This window comes from Pseudomonas corni, from assembly GCF_057128765.1.
Genome location: NZ_JBSKHW010000006.1, coordinates 156465 through 172608 on the forward strand (window position 1 = coordinate 156465; position 16144 = coordinate 172608).

Genomic DNA, 16144 nt, shown 5'->3' on the forward strand with positions numbered 1-16144 from the left:
GTCAGTTTCCTTGCTCGATGAAATGGTAATCGCGACCTTCGACCTGTCCGCGTCTGACCGGGTTCCGTGTGCAAAAGCGTGCGTAAGCAGCATCAACGAAGCGATACATCAGGTGTTCGTCGCGCCCTGTGGGGATGCCCAATCGGGTGGTCTGGATGATGCGCGGGGGCGTTTGTCCGACGTCCTCGACGAACAGCAACTCCTGGTCAAAACGCTTGGCGTCCCAGGTCGGGACCTTCAAACCCAAGGCTTTGCACAGCAGGGTCTGACCGGCACACAACCGCTCTGGCGTGCGGATCGAGCCGTCTGGATTGGGATTGTTCACAAGCATCTGCGCCAAGCTGTTTTCGTTGGAGAAGGCATCAACCCATGGGTAGGCCGACTTGATCAGCACAGCGTTGCCTGGCCCCTGCGCGCTGAAGTTCAGGGAGTCACCGCCACGGGCGTAATACATGTAAATGTGGCCGCCATCCAGAAACAAAGCCTTACGCTTTTCTGTATAGCCGAGTGAGGCATGGCTGCCTTTTTCTTCGAAGTAATAAGCTTCGGTTTCGATGATCCGCGCCGACAACCAGAGCTCGCCGACCTTGTGCCGAATGACCTTGCCCAGCAAGTCACGGGCGAGGGTCTGGGCATCGCGGTTGAAGAAACTGTCGGGGAGGGCGGTTGGCAGTTCGTCGAGCATGAATGGCAGGCTGGCCGTGGGATGGAAGCGCGATGATAGCAATATCGGGCTTAATTGGAGCTGAACAGCGAACGCCCTTCTGTAGGAGCGAACTTGTTCGCGAGGCTGTTAACCTGACACACCGCGTCAATCCTCGCCAACAAGTTGGCTCCTACAGAGATCAGTGCATCCATGTGGGGTTTCACCCAGCGTTTTCAGCTTATATCGACCATCCGCCTGTGACTGCTGTCGCTGCGCACGCCCGACAGCTATAATCCGCCGCTTTCCTCTTTGCCAAGACCTCTGAGACCATGACTGAGTCCGTTCTTGACTACATGACCCGCCTGGGTCGCGCCGCTCGCGAGGCTTCCCGCGTGATCGGCTGTGCCAGCACTGCGCAGAAAAACCGCGCCCTGCAGGCTACCGCTTCAGCGCTAGACGCTGCTCGTGAAGAATTAATAGCCGCCAACGAGCTGGATCTGGCCGCCGGCCGTGCCAACGGCCTGGCCCCGGCACTGCTCGAGCGTCTCGCCCTGACCCCCGCACGGATCGACAAAATGATCGTCGGGTTGCGTCAGGTAACGAGTCTGCCGGACCCCATCGGCACCATCCGCGACATGAATTTCCAGCCTTCCGGCATTCAGGTCGGCAAAATGCGCGTGCCGCTAGGTGTTGTGGGCATCATCTATGAATCCCGTCCGAACGTGACCATCGATGCCGCCAGCCTTTGTCTCAAGTCTGGCAACGCCACCATCCTGCGTGGCGGCTCGGAGGCGATCAATTCCAATCGAGCCATCGCTGCCTGCATCCAGCGCGGTCTGGCTGAAGCCGGTCTGCCCGCTGCGGTGGTGCAAGTGGTCGAAACCACTGACCGTGCAGCCGTTGGCGCCTTGATCACCATGCCCGAGTACGTGGACGTCATCGTTCCCCGTGGCGGCAAAGGCCTGATCGAACGCGTCAGCCGTGACGCCAAGGTCCCGGTTATCAAACACCTGGACGGCATCTGCCACGTCTACGTCAGCGAATACGCTGATCTGGCTGCAGCCCAGCGCATCTGCTTCAACGCCAAGACCTATCGCTACGGTATTTGCGGCGCCATGGAAACCCTCCTGGTTGACCAGGCCGTCGCCGCCGCATTTCTGCCGCCAATGGCTGCGCAGTTGCGCGAAAAGGGCGTCGAATTGCGCGGCTGTGAACGCACCCGCGACCTGATCGAAGTCAATCCGGCTACCGAAGAAGACTGGCGCACCGAGTATCTGGCACCGATCCTGTCGATTCGTATCGTCGACAGTCTGGATCAGGCCATCGAGCACATTAATCACTACGGTTCGCAGCACAGCGATGCCATCGTTTCCGATCACCAGGGTCAGACTCGCCGCTTCATGGCTGAAGTCGACTCAAGTTCGGTAATGATCAATGCCCCGACCAGCTTCGCTGATGGCTTTGAATACGGATTGGGTGCGGAGATCGGGATTTCTACTGATAAGATCCACGCCCGCGGGCCGGTGGGGCTCGAAGGCCTTACCTGCGAGAAGTACATCGTGATCGGCGACGGTCATCAGTTGCGCGGCCAGGAGCCTGCCTGACTTGGCCCAACACCGACAGCCCGCTACCGACGGTGCGAAGGCTGTGGTCATGGCTGCCAAGGATGCCGTGCCTGTGGCCAGCAAGCCCAGGCGCATCGGCATCCTCGGCGGCACGTTCGACCCGGTGCATATCGGGCATCTGCGGGGGGCGCTGGAGGTAGCGGCCCTGCTGGACCTCGATGAGTTGCGTCTGACGCCTAGCGCCAGACCCCCTCATCGCGACACGCCGCATGTTTCTGCAGAAGACCGTCTGGCGATGGTCGAGAGCGCAGTGGCAGGTGTGTCGCCATTGACGGTGGACGACCGCGAACTGAAGCGGGACAAGCCGTCGTACACGATAGATACGCTGGAATCGATGCGTGCAGAGCTTGCCGCCGACGACCAGTTATTCCTGTTGCTGGGCTGGGACGCTTTTTGCGGACTACCCTCTTGGCATCGGTGGGAAGAGTTGCTGGAGCACTGCCATATCGTGGTGCTGCAACGCCCGGATGCCGACAGCGAGTCACCAGACGCCATGCGAAATCTGCTGGCGGGGCGCGCAGTCAGCGATCCGAAGGCCCTGAAGGGGCCTGGCGGAAACATTACATTCGTCTGGCAGACGCCGCTTTCGGTGTCTGCCACCCAGATCCGTCAACTGCTGGCCAGCGGGAAGTCGGTACGTTTTCTGGTGCCAGACGCCGTATTGGCCTACATCGAGGCGCACGGGCTTTACCGTGCGCCCAATTGAACTGAACGAGTTTTATATGACCAAGCAAAAAAACACCCTGTCCGGCGAAGAGCTGGTTGAACTGACCAAGGCCGCCCTGGAAGACATCAAAGCCCAGGACATCCTGGTCATCGACGTCAAGGACAAGCACAGCCTGACCGACTACATGGTGATCGCCACCGGTACGTCCAACCGCCAGATCAATGCGATGCTCGACAAGGTTCGCGAGAACGTCAAAGCCAAGGGCGCACAGCCTCTGGGCGAAGAAGGCAAGGGCGAGAGCGATTGGGTACTGCTCGACCTGGGCGACGTGATCGTACACATGATGACCGCCGCAGCCCGCCAGTTCTACGACCTGGAGCGTTTGTGGCAGGGCGCCGAGCAAAGCCGCGCCGCCAGCGCTGCACACCACAGCCCGGAAACGCCTCATGAGCACTTCGACAAGCTCAACAAAGACCAGAACTAAGGGTTCGTCGTGCGTCTGCGCTTGATCGCTGTTGGTTCGCGCATGCCCAAATGGGTGGAAGAGGGTTGGTATGAGTATGCCAAGCGTCTGCCATCCGAACTGGCGCTCGATCTGGTGGAAATTCCGCTCAATACCCGAGGCAAGAACGCCGACGTGGCGCGCCTGATTCGTCAGGAAGGCGAGGCCATGCTGGCTAAAGTGCAGCCGGGCGAGCGGATCGTCACCCTCGAAGTACACGGCAAACCGTGGAGCACCGAGCAACTGGCCGTCGAACTCGATCGCTGGCGCCTCGATTCGCGCACCGTGAACCTGATGGTTGGTGGTCCGGAAGGGCTGGCGCCGGAGGTTTGCGCGCGTGCCGAGCAACGCTGGTCGTTGTCGCCGCTGACGTTGCCGCATCCGCTGGTGCGCATCCTTATCGGTGAGCAGATCTATCGCGCCTGGACCGTTCTGTCCGGGCACCCTTACCACAAATAGCGTTGCCGCCCTCCACTGTGAACACGCCCTAAATGTCTCAGCCGATTCGCCTGAAAGATCACGAGAAGGACGCACGTCTAGTGCGCAGCCGAGTCGTGGTCGGTGCAGTGGCGGTGATCGTGCTGATCTGCGTGTTAGTGGCCCGGCTGTATTTCCTTCAGGTCATTCAGTACGACTACCACTCGACGCTTTCGGAGAACAACCGCGTTCACGTTCAGCCGATTCCGCCGAGTCGTGGCCTGATTTATGACCGCAATGGCCTGGTCGTCGCGGACAATCGGCCCAGCTTCAGTTTGAGCATGACCCGCGAGCGTTCGGGTGATTGGGCGCAGATTCTCGACACCATCGTCGAGGTGCTTCAGCTCACGCCGGACGACCGGATCATCTTCGAGAAGCGTATGAAGCAGGGCCGTCGTCCGTTTGAGCCGGTGCCCATTCTGTTCGAGCTGACTGAAGAGCAAATTGCGCTGGTAGCGGTCAACCAGTTCCGCCTGCCGGGCGTCGAAGTGGTTGCGCAGCTAGTCCGTCACTACCCGCAGGGCGCGCATTTTGCGCACTCGGTCGGGTACATGGGGCGCATCAACGAGAAAGAACTCAAGACCCTCGATCCGGTGAATTACAGCGGCACCCACCACATCGGCAAGACCGGCATCGAGCGCTTCTATGAGCCCGAGCTGCACGGTCAGGTAGGTTACGAGGAAGTTGAAACCAATGCCCGAGGCCGGGTTTTGCGCGTGCTCAAGCGCACCGATCCGGTTCCCGGAAAAGACATCGTCCTGAGTCTGGACATTCAGCTGCAGGAAGCCGCCGAAGCTGCGTTGGGCGGGCGTCGCGGCGCTGTTGTCGCGCTTGATCCGAATACCGGTGAAGTGTTGGCGATGGTCAGTCAGCCAAGTTTCGACCCCAATCTGTTCGTCACCGGCATCAGTTTCAAGGCCTACGCCGAGCTGCGTGATTCGGTGGATCGCCCGCTGTTCAACCGGATTCTGCGAGGTCTGTATCCGCCGGGCTCGACCATCAAGCCTGCGGTGGCCATCGCCGGACTGGACACGGGCGTCGTAACTGCCAGTACCCGAGTCTTCGATCCGGGTTACTACCAACTGCCCAATTACGACCACAAATACCGGAACTGGAACCGTACGGGTGACGGCTGGGTCGACCTCGACACCGCGATCATGCGCTCCAACGACACCTACTTCTACGATCTGGCACACAAGGTCGGTATCGACCGTCTCTCGACGTACCTGAACAAGTTCGGTATCGGCCAGAAAGTGTCACTGGATATGTTTGAAGAATCACCCGGTCTGATGCCCTCCCGAGACTGGAAACGCATCACCCGACGTCAGGCGTGGTTCCCCGGAGAGACCCTCATTCTCGGGATCGGCCAGGGTTATATGCAGGCCACACCGCTGCAATTGGCGCAGGCCACGGCCTTGGTCGCGAACAAGGGTAAATGGAATCGGCCGCATCTGGCGAAGACCATCGAAGGACAAAAACCCGTCGATGACAACCCGATGCCTGATATCGTGCTGCGCGATCCGTCTGACTGGAACAAGGTCAATCACGGCATGCAGCAGGTCATGCACGGCGCGCGTGGTACGGCGCGCAAAGCTGCCATTGGTTCGCAATACAGAATTGCTGGCAAGAGTGGTACTGCCCAGGTAGTTGCCATTCGCCAGGGCGAAAAATACGATCGCACCAAGATTCAGGAACGCCACCGCGACCATGCCTTGTTCGTGGGTTTCGCCCCTGCTGACAACCCGAAAATCGTGGTGGCAGTGATGGTCGAGAACGGTGAGTCCGGCTCCGGCGTCGCGGCGCCGGTGGTTCGTCAGGTGATGGATGCCTGGCTGCTCGACGCTCAAGGACGTTTGAAACCCGAATACGTCAGTACTACGCAGCCTCCGGAGACCGCGGCCCGTGAAGAGTAATTTCGACCGCATCCTGTCCAGCGAAGACGTGATGCGCCGCCGCGCCACTTTTCTGCAAAAGATCCACGTCGACGGCCCGTTGCTGATCCTGTTGCTGACGCTGGCCGCTGGCAGTCTGTTCGTGCTGTATTCGGCCAGCGGCAAGAGCTGGGACCTGCTGATCAAGCAAGCGACCTCGTTCGGGATCGGTCTGGTGTCGATGTTCGTCATCGCCCAACTTGAACCGCGCTTTATGGCGCGATGGGTGCCGGTGGCCTATGTGCTGGGCGTGATGTTGCTGGTGGTGGTGGACGTCATGGGCCATAACGCCATGGGCGCCACACGCTGGATCAATATTCCGGGCGTCATTCGCTTTCAGCCCTCTGAATTCATGAAGATCATCATGCCAGCGACCATCGCCTGGTATCTGTCCAAGCGCACGCTGCCGCCGCATCTCAAGCATGTGGCGCTCAGCCTTGCGCTGATTGGTATCCCTTTTATTTTGATCGTGCGTCAACCGGACCTCGGTACCTCGCTGCTGATCTTGGCGTCCGGGACCTTCGTGCTGTTCATGGCCGGGCTGCGCTGGCGCTGGATCATCAGCGTGATCGCTGCGGCGGTGCCGGTGGCAGTGGCGATGTGGTTTTTCTTCATGCACGACTACCAGAAGCAGCGAATCCTGACTTTCCTGGACCCTGAAAGCGATCCGCTGGGCACCGGCTGGAACATCATTCAGTCCAAGGCAGCGATCGGTTCGGGCGGTGTGTTCGGCAAGGGCTGGCTGTTAGGCACGCAGTCGCACCTGGATTTTCTGCCGGAAAGCCACACCGACTTCATCATTGCCGTGCTGGGTGAAGAGTTTGGTCTGGTCGGCATCTGCGCGCTTTTGCTGATCTATCTGCTGCTGATTGGCCGGGGGCTGGTAATCACCGCTCAGGCGCAGACCCTGTACGGCAAACTGCTGGCGGGCAGTCTGACCATGACATTTTTCGTATATGTATTCGTGAACATCGGTATGGTCAGCGGCTTGTTGCCGGTGGTGGGGGTGCCGTTGCCCTTCATTAGCTACGGCGGAACTTCGCTCGTGACGCTGCTGTCAGCGTTTGGGGTTTTGATGTCGATCCATACCCACCGCAAGTGGATCGCTCAGGTTTGATTAAGGTGAACAACTCAATGCAAGTCGTAAGTGGCTGGGCAGCTCGATATGCACCGCTGGTCGGACTGGTGGGCATGCTCGGCACGATGCAGGAGTCGCTCGCCGGAAGTTATGAAGGGTCGCCTCAGGTGGCTGAATTCGTCGGTGAAATGACCCGCGATTACGGGTTCGCTGGTGAGCAGTTGATTGATGTCTTTCGAGATGTCGAGCGTAAGCAGTCGATTCTTGACGCAATTTCCCGACCGGCCGAACGCGTCAAGCCGTGGAAGGATTATCGGCCGATGTTCCTCACCGATGCGCGTATTGCACGCGGTGTGGACTTCTGGCGGCAGCATGAATTGACGCTGGCGCGCGCGGAAAAAGAATACGGAGTTCCGGCTCAGGTCATTGTTTCGATTATCGGCGTTGAGACCTTTTTCGGCCGAAATACCGGTAATTACCGGGTGATCGATGCATTGTCGACGTTGGGTTTCGACTATCCGCCCCGTGCTGATTTCTTCCGTAAAGAGCTGCGCGAGTTTCTGTTGTTGGCCCGTGAACAGCAGGTAGACCCGCTGACGCTCAAGGGTTCGTATGCTGGCGCGATGGGCTTGCCGCAGTTCATGCCGAGCAGTTTTCGGGCGTACGCGGTGGATTTCGACGGCGACGGCCACATCAATATCTGGAACGATCCGGACGATGCCATCGGCAGCGTTGCCAGCTATTTCAAGCGCCACGGCTGGGTCGCGGGTGAGGGTGTTGTCAGCCCTGCCAGCGTCAGTGGAGAACGCGTTGACCAGGGTTTGAGTCCGGGAATCGAGCCGGTAAAGACCGTCGGGGAGTTGCGAGCCTTGGGCTGGGCAAGTCATGATGCGCTGCGCGATGACATGCCGGTCACGGCGTTTCGTCTCGAAGGCGACAACGGTCCGGAGTACTGGATGGGATTAAAGAATTTTTATGCAATCACGCGTTACAACCGCAGTGTGATGTACGCCATGGCCGTGCATCAGCTGTCTGAACGATTGGTTCAAGCTCGGGGCGTCAAGTAATGCGGTCTTTGCCGATTCAACAACCATTGAAACTGATGGCCTTCGCGGCGCTGACATTGTTAATCGTCAGTTGCTCATCAAATACCCCCACCCGTTCCAAGCCGCAGGGCAACATTGTCCGCGCTCAGCCGGGGCTGGACATCAACCGGGCTCACAAAGACGGTGCGCCTTGGTGGGACGTTGACGTTTCGCGTATCCCCGATGCGGTGCCGACTTTGCACACCGGGCCTTATAAGGCCAATCCGTACACTGTACTGGGCAAGACTTACTTCCCGCTCAACGACTCCGCGACCTACGCCCAAACCGGCACCGCGTCGTGGTACGGCACCAAATTTCACGGTCAGAACACCGCCAATGGCGAAGTCTATGACCTGTACGGCATGAGCGCGGCGCACAAGACGCTGCCGCTGCCAAGCTACGTGCGTGTGACCAATCTGGACAACAACCGCACGGTAATCCTGCGCGTCAATGACCGTGGCCCGTTCTATTCGGACCGGATCATCGATTTGTCCTATGCCGCGGCCAAGAAGCTCGGTTATGCCGAAATCGGCACGGCGCGGGTCAAGGTCGAAGGCATCGACCCGGCTCAATACTGGGCTCAGCGTGGCAAGCCGGCGCCGTTGATGCTCGATCAGCCGCAAGTTGCCAGTTCTGCGCCGGTGCGCACTCAGGCGGCGCCAGTGATTACTGCTTCCGCTGGCACCATCGAACAATGGACGCCACCACCGCAGCAGCATGCCGCGCCAGTCGCGCCTGTTCCGGTGCAGATCGACGCAAAAAAAAACGTTTCAGGACAAGCGTCTGGGCTATTTCTCCAAGTGGGAGCCTTCGCCAACCCGGACGCTGCGGAACTGCTGAGGTCCAAACTGAGCGGGATGGTTCGGGCGCCGGTTTTCGTGAGTTCGATAGCGCGCAATCAACAGACGCTTTATCGGGTACGGTTGGGACCGGTCGACACGCCGGGTGAAGCCCAACAACTGCAAAACAGCGTAAGGTCAGCCAATCTTGGCTCGCCGAGCGTTGTCACGTCGGATCAGTGATTGGAGTCTCGGCGACGAGGCCCGATTGAAGTTGCTGCCGACGGCGACTTGCCACAGAGCAAGCGTTACCAGCAACTGTTCACGCGTTCAGCCCCAGGGCCGAGCGCGTTTGCCAGGGTCGCCTGGCACCATAGCTTTGCCCGCGAGGGCATGTTTGCCCATTAGCATTTTCGAGAGACGGATGAACATCACCACCTTTGCAAAACGCCTTTGCCTGCTTATTCCGCTATTCACCGCGCCTGCTGTATTCGCGGCTGAACAGATGACGCCATCTCCACCGCAATTGGCTGCCAAGGCTTACGTGCTGATGGACGCCAACAGCGGGAATGTCCTGGTTGAAAACAACGGCGACCAACGTCTGCCGCCAGCCAGCTTGACCAAGTTGATGACCGCTTACATTGCGACCCTGGAAATCCGTCGTGGCCAGATCGGCGAGAACGACCCTGTGACCATCAGCGAGAACGCCTGGCGCACCGGTGGTTCGCGGATGTTCATCAAGGTCGGCAGCCAGGTTACGGTCAGTGATCTTCTGCACGGCATCATCATCCAGTCCGGTAACGACGCCAGCGTTGCGCTTTCCGAGCACATCGCCGGTAGCGAAGATGCATTCGCCGACATGATGAACAAGACTGCGGGCGACCTGGGGATGGTCAATAGCCACTTCATGAATCCGACCGGCCTGCCAAACCCTGAGCACTACGCAACTGCTCATGACATGGCGATCCTGGCCCGCGCGATCATCCATGAAGACCCGGCTCACTACGCGATCTACTCGCAGAAAGAGTTCTTCTGGAACGGCATCAAACAACCAAACCGCAATCTGCTGCTGTGGCGCGACAAGACCGTTGATGGTCTGAAAACTGGCCACACCGAAGAAGCTGGCTATTGCATGGTGTCTTCGGCTGTACGTGACGGCATGCGCCTGATCGCCGTGGTTTTCGGTACCAACAGCGAGCAAGCGCGCGCTGCTGAAACCCAGAAGCTGCTGACCTACGGTTTCCGTTTCTTCGAAACCCAGAGCTTCTATCAGAAGGGCACCGAACTGGCCCAGGCACCGGTGTGGAAAGGCACCGAGCGTCAAGTCAAAGCCGGCCTGGCTGAAGACCTGACCATGACCATGCCTAAAGGCGAAATGAAAAAGCTCGCCGCCAGCATGACCATGAACCCGCAACTGGTTGCGCCAATCGCCAAAGGCGATGTCATCGGCAAAATCGAAGTGAAGCTGGACGACAAGGTTGTACACACTGCTAATCTGATCGCGCTGGACGCCGTCGATGAAGGTGGTATCTTCCGCCGCCTGTGGGATAGCATCCGTCTGTTCTTCTACGGCTTGTTCAACTGATTCACCGCTCCTTGTGCCCCTGCCGCCCAGCGCGGCGGGGAGCTGTCCGTTTTCTCGGCTTACGAGGCCGTTACTGCCATGACAGATACCGACGTTAAAGCACCAAAAATCGAATTCCCCTGTGCTGACTACCCCATCAAGGTCATCGGCGACACGGGTGTGGGCTTCAAGGACAAGATCATTGAGATCCTTGAGAAACACGCAACCGTGGACCACAACACTCTGGCCGAGCGCCAAAGCAGCAACGGTAAGTACACCACCGTTCAGCTGCATATCATCGCGACCGGTCAAGACCAGCTCTACGACATCAACAGCGAACTGCGTGCCACCGGTTTTGTGCACATGGTGCTCTGATGACTGACAGACTGGGCTTTCGTGACCTCGGATTGGTCGACTACGAGCCCACCTGGCTAGCCATGAAGCGCTTCACCGACGACCGCGATCGCGAGGTTGGCGATGAGGTGTGGCTGGTGCAGCACCCGCCGGTCTTCACTCAAGGACAGGCTGGCAAGCCCGAACATCTGCTGCTGCCGGGAAACATTCCGGTGGTACAGGTCGATCGCGGCGGCCAAGTGACATATCATGGCCCCGGTCAACTGGTGGCCTATCTGTTACTGGATGTGCGTCGCCTGGGTTTCGGTGTGCGTGATCTGGTCACCCGCATCGAGCACACCCTGATCGCTCTGCTCGCCAGTTACGGCGTGACAGCGGCGGCAAAGGCGGACGCACCGGGGGTCTACGTCGACGGGGCAAAAATTGCCTCGTTGGGCCTTCGTATCCGCAATGGCTGTTCGTTTCATGGATTGGCGCTGAACGTCGACATGGATCTTGAACCGTTTAAACGGATCAATCCCTGCGGTTATGCGGGGCTGGCAATGACCCAGCTGCGTGACCATGCAGGGCCGATTGAATTTGCCGAGGTTAGTGCCCGGCTGCGTGCGCAGCTCGTCAGACACCTCGACTACGCTGAGCAGACGACCCTCACGGGCGGAATCGATTGATATGACTACTGCGCATGACACGGCTGAAGCCGTTCAAACAGAAAACGCCGTTCAAACCCTGATCCCGACAGTTACGGTGAACGCCGGACGTCCGAAAGTGGAAGCTGGCGTCAAGCTGCGCGGCGCGGAAAAAGTCGCGCGTATCCCGGTAAAAATCATCCCGACGGTGGACCTGCCGAAAAAACCAGACTGGATTCGCGTCCGTATTCCGGTTTCGCCAGAAGTCGACCGTGTCAAACAACTGCTTCGCAAACACAAGCTGCACAGCGTGTGCGAAGAAGCGTCCTGCCCGAACCTGGGCGAGTGCTTCTCCGGCGGCACTGCGACCTTCATGATCATGGGCGACATCTGCACACGCCGCTGCCCCTTCTGCGATGTAGGCCATGGTCGTCCGAAGGCGCTGGATGCCGACGAGCCGAAAAACCTGGCCATCGCCATTGCGGACATGCGCCTCAAGTACGTGGTGATCACTTCGGTTGACCGCGATGACCTGCGTGATGGCGGTGCTCAGCATTTCGCTGATTGCATCCGTGAAATCCGCGCGCTGTCGCCCAATGTGCAGCTGGAAACGCTGGTCCCGGACTACCGTGGCCGCATGGACATCGCGCTGGAAATCACCGCTGCAACGCCACCGGACGTGTTCAACCACAACCTGGAAACCGTGCCTCGTTTGTACAAGGCTGCGCGTCCGGGTTCGGATTACCAGTGGTCGTTGACGCTGTTGAAGCGCTTCAAAGAAATGATGCCTCACGTTCCTACCAAGTCTGGTTTGATGCTGGGCTTGGGCGAGACAGACGAAGAAGTCATCGAAGTGATGAAGCGCATGCGCGAGCACGATATCGACATGCTTACGCTGGGCCAGTACCTGCAGCCGTCGCGCAGCCACTTGCCGGTCGAGCGCTTCGTGCACCCGGACGTGTTCGCCTGGTTCGCCGAGGAAGGCTACAAGATGGGCTTCAAGAACGTCGCGTCCGGCCCGCTGGTGCGTTCTTCGTACCACGCTGACGAACAGGCGAACCTGGTCAAGTCGATGCTGACAGCGGGCTGATACACCGCCGCTTCTTGCGCATAAAAAAACGGGCCGGATAGTGATATCCGGCCCGTTTTCGTTGCTGTGAATTAAATACTTACCCTGTAGGAGCGAATTTATTCGCGAGACGTGGGTATGGGTGATCAATCCTCATCCTGCGCACCATCGATTCGCGAATAAATTCGCTCCTACAGGTGGCGCGCCTTCCCTACGGTTTACGCAGGTTGTCCAGCAATTCATGGGTCGGATAACCATCTGCCGGCCAGCCAAACGACTGCTGCGCGCTGCGGATCGCTTTGCGCGTATTGGCGCCGATGATGCCGTCTGGCGCGCCCGCGTCATATTGCCTGGCCGAGAGCAGGGTTTGCAGCTCGATACGCTCAGATCGACTCAGAGGGCGATCACCGCGCGGCCAGTCACCCAGCACATAACCGCCGCCATTGAAGCGCTCGGACAGCAGACCGATACCCAATGCATACGACGAAGAGTTGTTGTACTTGAGGATGGCTCGGAAGTTATCCATGACCAAGAAAGCCGGTCCTTTATAGCCCGCAGGCAGTAGCAAAGCGGCTTGCTGTTGCAGGAGATTGGCCGGTAGTCCGGAACCGTTCGGCAGCTTCAAACCCAGTTGCTGCCAGTCACCGATGCTCTTTCGGGTGGATGCATCGGCCAGCGCGTAGTCGAATCCCTGCGCCAGGCGCACCTCGAAGCCCCAAGGCTGGCCTTTCTGCCAACCTGAGCTTTGCAAGTAATGCGCAGTCGATGCCAGCGCGTCGCCCGGGTTGTTCCAGATGTCCCGACGACCGTCGCCATCAAAATCCACGGCGTGGGTGTTGTAGGTCGTAGGAATGAACTGCGTCTGTCCCATGGCGCCTGCCCACGAACCGAGCATGCTGGGCGCATCAATGTCGCCGTGCTGGAGGATTTGCAAAGCGGCGATCAATTGCTCCTGAGCGAACTGCGGGCGGCGGCCCTCATAGGCCAGGGTGGCCAGCGAGCGAATCACCGACTGCGAGCCCTGGAACTGGCCGAAGCTGCTTTCCATGCCCCACACCGCGACGAGTGCCTGACGATCAACGCCGTAGCGCTGCTCAATCTGTTGCAGCACGTCTGCGTATTGCGTCAGCAATGCCTGGCCTTTGCGAACCCGCACTGCCGACATTGCCCCGTCCAGGTATTCCCACACTGGGCGACTGAACTCAGGCTGGCTGCGGTCGGCTTTGACCACGCTCATGTCCGGCGTCACGCCCGCGAAGGCCGTGTCGAAAATGTCCGGCCGGATACCTGCACCCAACGCCTGGGCACGGAATGTCGACTGCCATTCGGCAAACGTCATGGGCGGCTGGATTTCGAAATTGGTGTCATCGGGTTGCGCGACTGCGCTGGGAATGCTCGGCGCCGTGTTGGCGACCTGGAGGGGTGTGGCGACCGCGGCGGTAGGTTGTTCTGCGCAGGCGACCAGGATGAGGAGACTGGAGACAGTGATCAGTTGGCGCACATGCCAACGACGTGGAAAACAAAAGGGCATTCTTGGGTCCAGAGCGAAAAACCGTTAGGTGCAGACCTTAACATGCCTGCCCGCTTGACGGGGCTTCGCACGCGCTAGCGGTCATTCAAGCGGCCATAACGGAAGAAGCCTCCCAGCTATTAGACTGGAAGGCTTCGCGGCGGTAGCTGCCTTTGCCCTTGGCCGGTTGTTCCTGACGGCTTCGGAACAGTGGTTGGGCGATGATGGATTTGGCTTTGTTCGGCCGTTTTTTCGGCTTGCTCATGGCGAGTGCTCTCTTGGGGGATGTATGAAGCGGGGGAGATGATCAGGCAGATTGGTGGGGGTGTCTAATTGATGTGCGCTATCACCGCAGTGGCCGAAACTGTAGGAGCGCGCTTGCCCGCGATTGCAATATTCCTTTGAGATCGCTTTCGACGGATATACCGATATCGCGGGCAAGCGCGCTCCTACAAGTTTGAGGCCTGCTGATTATTCAGACGACAACTTATTCAGACGGCAACGCCAATCGCTGTCCGGCCATCAGCAACGACAACCGACTCAGACTGCTCCAGACCGAACCTGCCGCCTGACCTTTGATCTGCGCATCGATGTGCTGGGCGTCCATTAGCAGATGCCCCCAACGACTGGCCGAATGGCGTTGCAGCGCCTTGCTCATCAACGGCTTGCGCTTGTCCCAGATCGGCGGGCGGGCCTGGCTGAACGCCTTGTCCAGCGGGATGCCCTGATTGACTTGCAGCGCCAGATTGGCCAGCACCCGCAGCTCTCGCGACAAGGCCCAAAGAATCACCGGCGGCTCGACCCCTTCACCACGCAAGCCTTCGAGCATGCGCAGGGCGTGAGCGGCTTCGCCGTTGAGGATTGCGTCAGTCAGGCCGAACACGTCAAACCGCGCGCTGTCGGCAACCGCCGCTTGCACCGTCTCGACCGTGATCTGACCTTCTTCGGCCATCAGCTTGAGCTTTTCGATTTCCTGCGCGGCGGCCAGCAAATTGCCTTCGACGCGGGCGGCGATCAATTCCACCGCATCCTGAGTGGCCGACAAACCAGCCTGTGACAGGCGCTGTCGAATCCATTGTGGCAACTGCCCGGCATCCACAGGCCAGATTTGCACGAACTGGGTCTGCGCACCTTCGACCAGCGCCTTGCCCCACTTGGTCTTCTGCGCGCTGCCATCGAGCTTTGGCAGGCTGATCAGCAGCAGCGTGTCTTCGGCAGGGCGCGCGCAGTATTCCAGAATGGCAGCAGCGCCTTTGTCACCGGGCTTGCCGGAGGGCAAACGCAGCTCCAGCAGACGACGCTCGGCGAACAGCGACATGCTGGCGCCCGCCTGCAACAGCGTGCCCCAGTCAAAGGAGGAATCGGCGCTGAACACCTGGCGCTCATCAAAGCCTTGCTGCCGGGCAGCGGCGCGGATCGCATCACACGCTTCCTGACACTGCAGCGGATCATCACCGCTGACGATGTAGATAGGCGCGAGCGTGCCGTTAAGGTGTTTGCTGAGTTGGGCGGGGGCGAGTTTCATCAGTCGAAGAAGGTCGGGGCTGGCGGACCAGCCCCGAGGCCTTTACTGGGCAGGGATCTGGACGGGCGATTGCTGAGGCGTCTCGTCGCGAATGCGCTGTGCAGCGGCTTCTGCGTCGGCTTGGGCCTTGGCGGCAGCTTCAGCTTTGGCTTGCAGTTCGTCGAGGTGCTCAGGCGTCAGCTGCTGCAGGCGAGCCATCAGCTTCTGCACGATATCGCTGCGCATTTCCTTACGGATCTGGTCAGCTTCCTGATCCGACCCGATCAGGTTGTTGCCGTCGTGTACGAAGGTTTTCTGCGACTGAACGCTGTCGTCCAGCAGGAGTACATCCTTCACACCGTGGATTTCATATTTCACGACGTTGGTCAGCTCATACTCGGCCGAACGTCCGGAGCCTGCATAGCTCGCGGTGCGTTGGGTCTCGTCTTCACGGACCAGGATCAACTTGTACGGTGCGCCGGTGTAGACCTTCACGCCGCTGCTTTTGAGGACTTGGGTCAGTTGAGTCACGACTTCGCCGTAGAGGTTACGCGCGCTGACATCCAGTTCCTTGATTTGCAGTGCCGTGGTGCCGGTACCGCGCAGCTGGAAACCGCAGGCGCTCAGCAATACGGCGAGGCCCATAACCAGCAGATTGCGTTTGATCATCTTGTTGCTCCCCTTGAATCCGTTTGGGTCGGCACTGCCAACCCTGGAAGTATTTTCA

At 59.3% G+C, this 16144-nt stretch carries 17 protein-coding genes; 12 read left to right on the plus strand and 5 right to left on the minus strand.

All coding sequences use genetic code 11. The features are described 5' to 3' along the window. Position 1: 1 nt before the first annotated feature. Positions 2-673, minus strand: coding sequence for a DNA-3-methyladenine glycosylase (locus ACWKV9_RS12030; protein ID WP_483836410.1), 672 nt, complete (start codon positions 671-673; stop codon positions 2-4). A 302-nt stretch (positions 674-975) separates the two neighbouring features. Here ACWKV9_RS12030 and ACWKV9_RS12035 point away from each other — a divergent pair, with 302 nt between their 5' ends. The 12 genes from ACWKV9_RS12035 (at position 976) to lipA (ending at position 12424) form a co-directional block, all read left to right on the plus strand. Beyond that, a complete protein-coding gene (locus ACWKV9_RS12035) occupies positions 976-2250 on the plus strand; it encodes a glutamate-5-semialdehyde dehydrogenase (protein WP_483836327.1) in 1275 nt (424 codons plus the stop codon). 49 nt (positions 2251-2299) lie between these two features. Next, positions 2300-2977 carry a nicotinate-nucleotide adenylyltransferase gene (gene nadD, locus ACWKV9_RS12040; RefSeq protein WP_483836411.1) on the plus strand — a complete coding sequence of 226 codons (678 nt, stop codon included), beginning with the start codon at positions 2300-2302 and terminating at the stop codon, positions 2975-2977. Between the two features lie 16 nt (positions 2978-2993). Beyond that, positions 2994-3422 carry a ribosome silencing factor gene (rsfS, locus tag ACWKV9_RS12045; RefSeq protein WP_483836328.1) on the plus strand — a complete coding sequence of 143 codons (429 nt, stop codon included), beginning with the start codon at positions 2994-2996 and terminating at the stop codon, positions 3420-3422. Between the two features lie 9 nt (positions 3423-3431). Further along, positions 3432-3899, plus strand: a complete 468-nt coding sequence (gene rlmH, locus ACWKV9_RS12050) for a 23S rRNA (pseudouridine(1915)-N(3))-methyltransferase RlmH (RefSeq protein ID WP_483836329.1) — start codon at positions 3432-3434, stop codon at positions 3897-3899. A 32-nt stretch (positions 3900-3931) separates the two neighbouring features. Next, entirely contained in the window at positions 3932-5830 is a 1899-nt protein-coding gene (gene mrdA, locus ACWKV9_RS12055) for a penicillin-binding protein 2 (RefSeq protein ID WP_483836330.1), read from the plus strand. A 31-nt stretch (positions 5831-5861) separates the two neighbouring features. Next, positions 5862-6965, plus strand: a complete 1104-nt coding sequence (rodA, locus tag ACWKV9_RS12060; RefSeq protein WP_483836412.1) for a rod shape-determining protein RodA — start codon at positions 5862-5864, stop codon at positions 6963-6965. Between the two features lie 17 nt (positions 6966-6982). After that, positions 6983-7993, plus strand: coding sequence for a lytic murein transglycosylase B (gene mltB, locus ACWKV9_RS12065; RefSeq protein ID WP_483836331.1), 1011 nt, complete (start codon positions 6983-6985; stop codon positions 7991-7993). After that, positions 7993-9033 carry a septal ring lytic transglycosylase RlpA family protein gene (locus ACWKV9_RS12070; RefSeq protein WP_483836332.1) on the plus strand — a complete coding sequence of 347 codons (1041 nt, stop codon included), beginning with the start codon at positions 7993-7995 and terminating at the stop codon, positions 9031-9033. Before mltB ends, ACWKV9_RS12070 begins: the two co-directional genes overlap by 1 nt. 181 nt (positions 9034-9214) lie before the next feature. Continuing rightward, on the plus strand, positions 9215-10375 hold the full coding sequence (locus ACWKV9_RS12075) for a D-alanyl-D-alanine carboxypeptidase family protein (protein WP_483836333.1): 1161 nt from the start codon (positions 9215-9217) through the stop codon (positions 10373-10375). Between the two features lie 78 nt (positions 10376-10453). Then, positions 10454-10729 (plus strand): DUF493 domain-containing protein, encoded by a 276-nt coding sequence (locus ACWKV9_RS12080; RefSeq protein ID WP_268799432.1) that lies wholly within the window; start codon positions 10454-10456, stop codon positions 10727-10729. Next, positions 10729-11376 carry a lipoyl(octanoyl) transferase LipB gene (gene lipB / locus ACWKV9_RS12085; RefSeq protein WP_483836334.1) on the plus strand — a complete coding sequence of 216 codons (648 nt, stop codon included), beginning with the start codon at positions 10729-10731 and terminating at the stop codon, positions 11374-11376. The genes ACWKV9_RS12080 and lipB overlap by 1 nt, the downstream gene beginning before the upstream one ends. A gap of 1 nt (position 11377) precedes the next feature. After that, entirely contained in the window at positions 11378-12424 is a 1047-nt protein-coding gene (lipA, locus tag ACWKV9_RS12090; RefSeq protein ID WP_483836335.1) for a lipoyl synthase, read from the plus strand. 190 nt (positions 12425-12614) lie between these two features. Here lipA and ACWKV9_RS12095 read toward each other — a convergent pair whose 3' ends face one another. From ACWKV9_RS12095 to ACWKV9_RS12110, 4 genes are all read right to left on the minus strand, one after another. Further along, positions 12615-13934 carry a lytic murein transglycosylase gene (locus ACWKV9_RS12095; protein WP_483836336.1) on the minus strand — a complete coding sequence of 440 codons (1320 nt, stop codon included), beginning with the start codon at positions 13932-13934 and terminating at the stop codon, positions 12615-12617. A gap of 85 nt (positions 13935-14019) precedes the next feature. Further along, complete coding sequence (arfA, locus tag ACWKV9_RS12100) at positions 14020-14178, minus strand: alternative ribosome rescue factor ArfA (protein ID WP_483836337.1); 159 nt, start codon at positions 14176-14178, stop codon at positions 14020-14022. Between the two features lie 222 nt (positions 14179-14400). Further along, positions 14401-15438, minus strand: a complete 1038-nt coding sequence (gene holA / locus ACWKV9_RS12105) for a DNA polymerase III subunit delta (RefSeq protein ID WP_483836338.1) — start codon at positions 15436-15438, stop codon at positions 14401-14403. 42 nt (positions 15439-15480) lie between these two features. Continuing rightward, positions 15481-16086: an LPS-assembly lipoprotein LptE gene (locus ACWKV9_RS12110; RefSeq protein ID WP_483836339.1), complete on the minus strand. Its 606-nt coding sequence runs from the start codon at positions 16084-16086 to the stop codon at positions 15481-15483. Between the last annotated feature and the right edge of the window lie 58 nt (positions 16087-16144).

Coding starts and splice junctions, on each gene's coding strand:
- rodA (WP_483836412.1), top strand. CDS start 5,862: ATGCGCCGCCGCGCCACTTTTCTGCAAAAGATCCACGTCGACGGCCCG.
- nadD (WP_483836411.1), top strand. CDS start 2,300: ATGGCTGCCAAGGATGCCGTGCCTGTGGCCAGCAAGCCCAGGCGCATC.
- ACWKV9_RS12110 (WP_483836339.1), bottom strand. CDS start 16,086: ATGATCAAACGCAATCTGCTGGTTATGGGCCTCGCCGTATTGCTGAGC.
- ACWKV9_RS12095 (WP_483836336.1), bottom strand. CDS start 13,934: ATGCCCTTTTGTTTTCCACGTCGTTGGCATGTGCGCCAACTGATCACT.
- ACWKV9_RS12075 (WP_483836333.1), top strand. CDS start 9,215: ATGAACATCACCACCTTTGCAAAACGCCTTTGCCTGCTTATTCCGCTA.
- mltB (WP_483836331.1), top strand. CDS start 6,983: ATGCAAGTCGTAAGTGGCTGGGCAGCTCGATATGCACCGCTGGTCGGA.
- rsfS (WP_483836328.1), top strand. CDS start 2,994: ATGACCAAGCAAAAAAACACCCTGTCCGGCGAAGAGCTGGTTGAACTG.
- ACWKV9_RS12070 (WP_483836332.1), top strand. CDS start 7,993: ATGCGGTCTTTGCCGATTCAACAACCATTGAAACTGATGGCCTTCGCG.
- lipB (WP_483836334.1), top strand. CDS start 10,729: ATGACTGACAGACTGGGCTTTCGTGACCTCGGATTGGTCGACTACGAG.
- mrdA (WP_483836330.1), top strand. CDS start 3,932: ATGTCTCAGCCGATTCGCCTGAAAGATCACGAGAAGGACGCACGTCTA.
- ACWKV9_RS12035 (WP_483836327.1), top strand. CDS start 976: ATGACTGAGTCCGTTCTTGACTACATGACCCGCCTGGGTCGCGCCGCT.
- lipA (WP_483836335.1), top strand. CDS start 11,378: ATGACTACTGCGCATGACACGGCTGAAGCCGTTCAAACAGAAAACGCC.
- arfA (WP_483836337.1), bottom strand. CDS start 14,178: ATGAGCAAGCCGAAAAAACGGCCGAACAAAGCCAAATCCATCATCGCC.
- ACWKV9_RS12080 (WP_268799432.1), top strand. CDS start 10,454: ATGACAGATACCGACGTTAAAGCACCAAAAATCGAATTCCCCTGTGCT.
- holA (WP_483836338.1), bottom strand. CDS start 15,438: ATGAAACTCGCCCCCGCCCAACTCAGCAAACACCTTAACGGCACGCTC.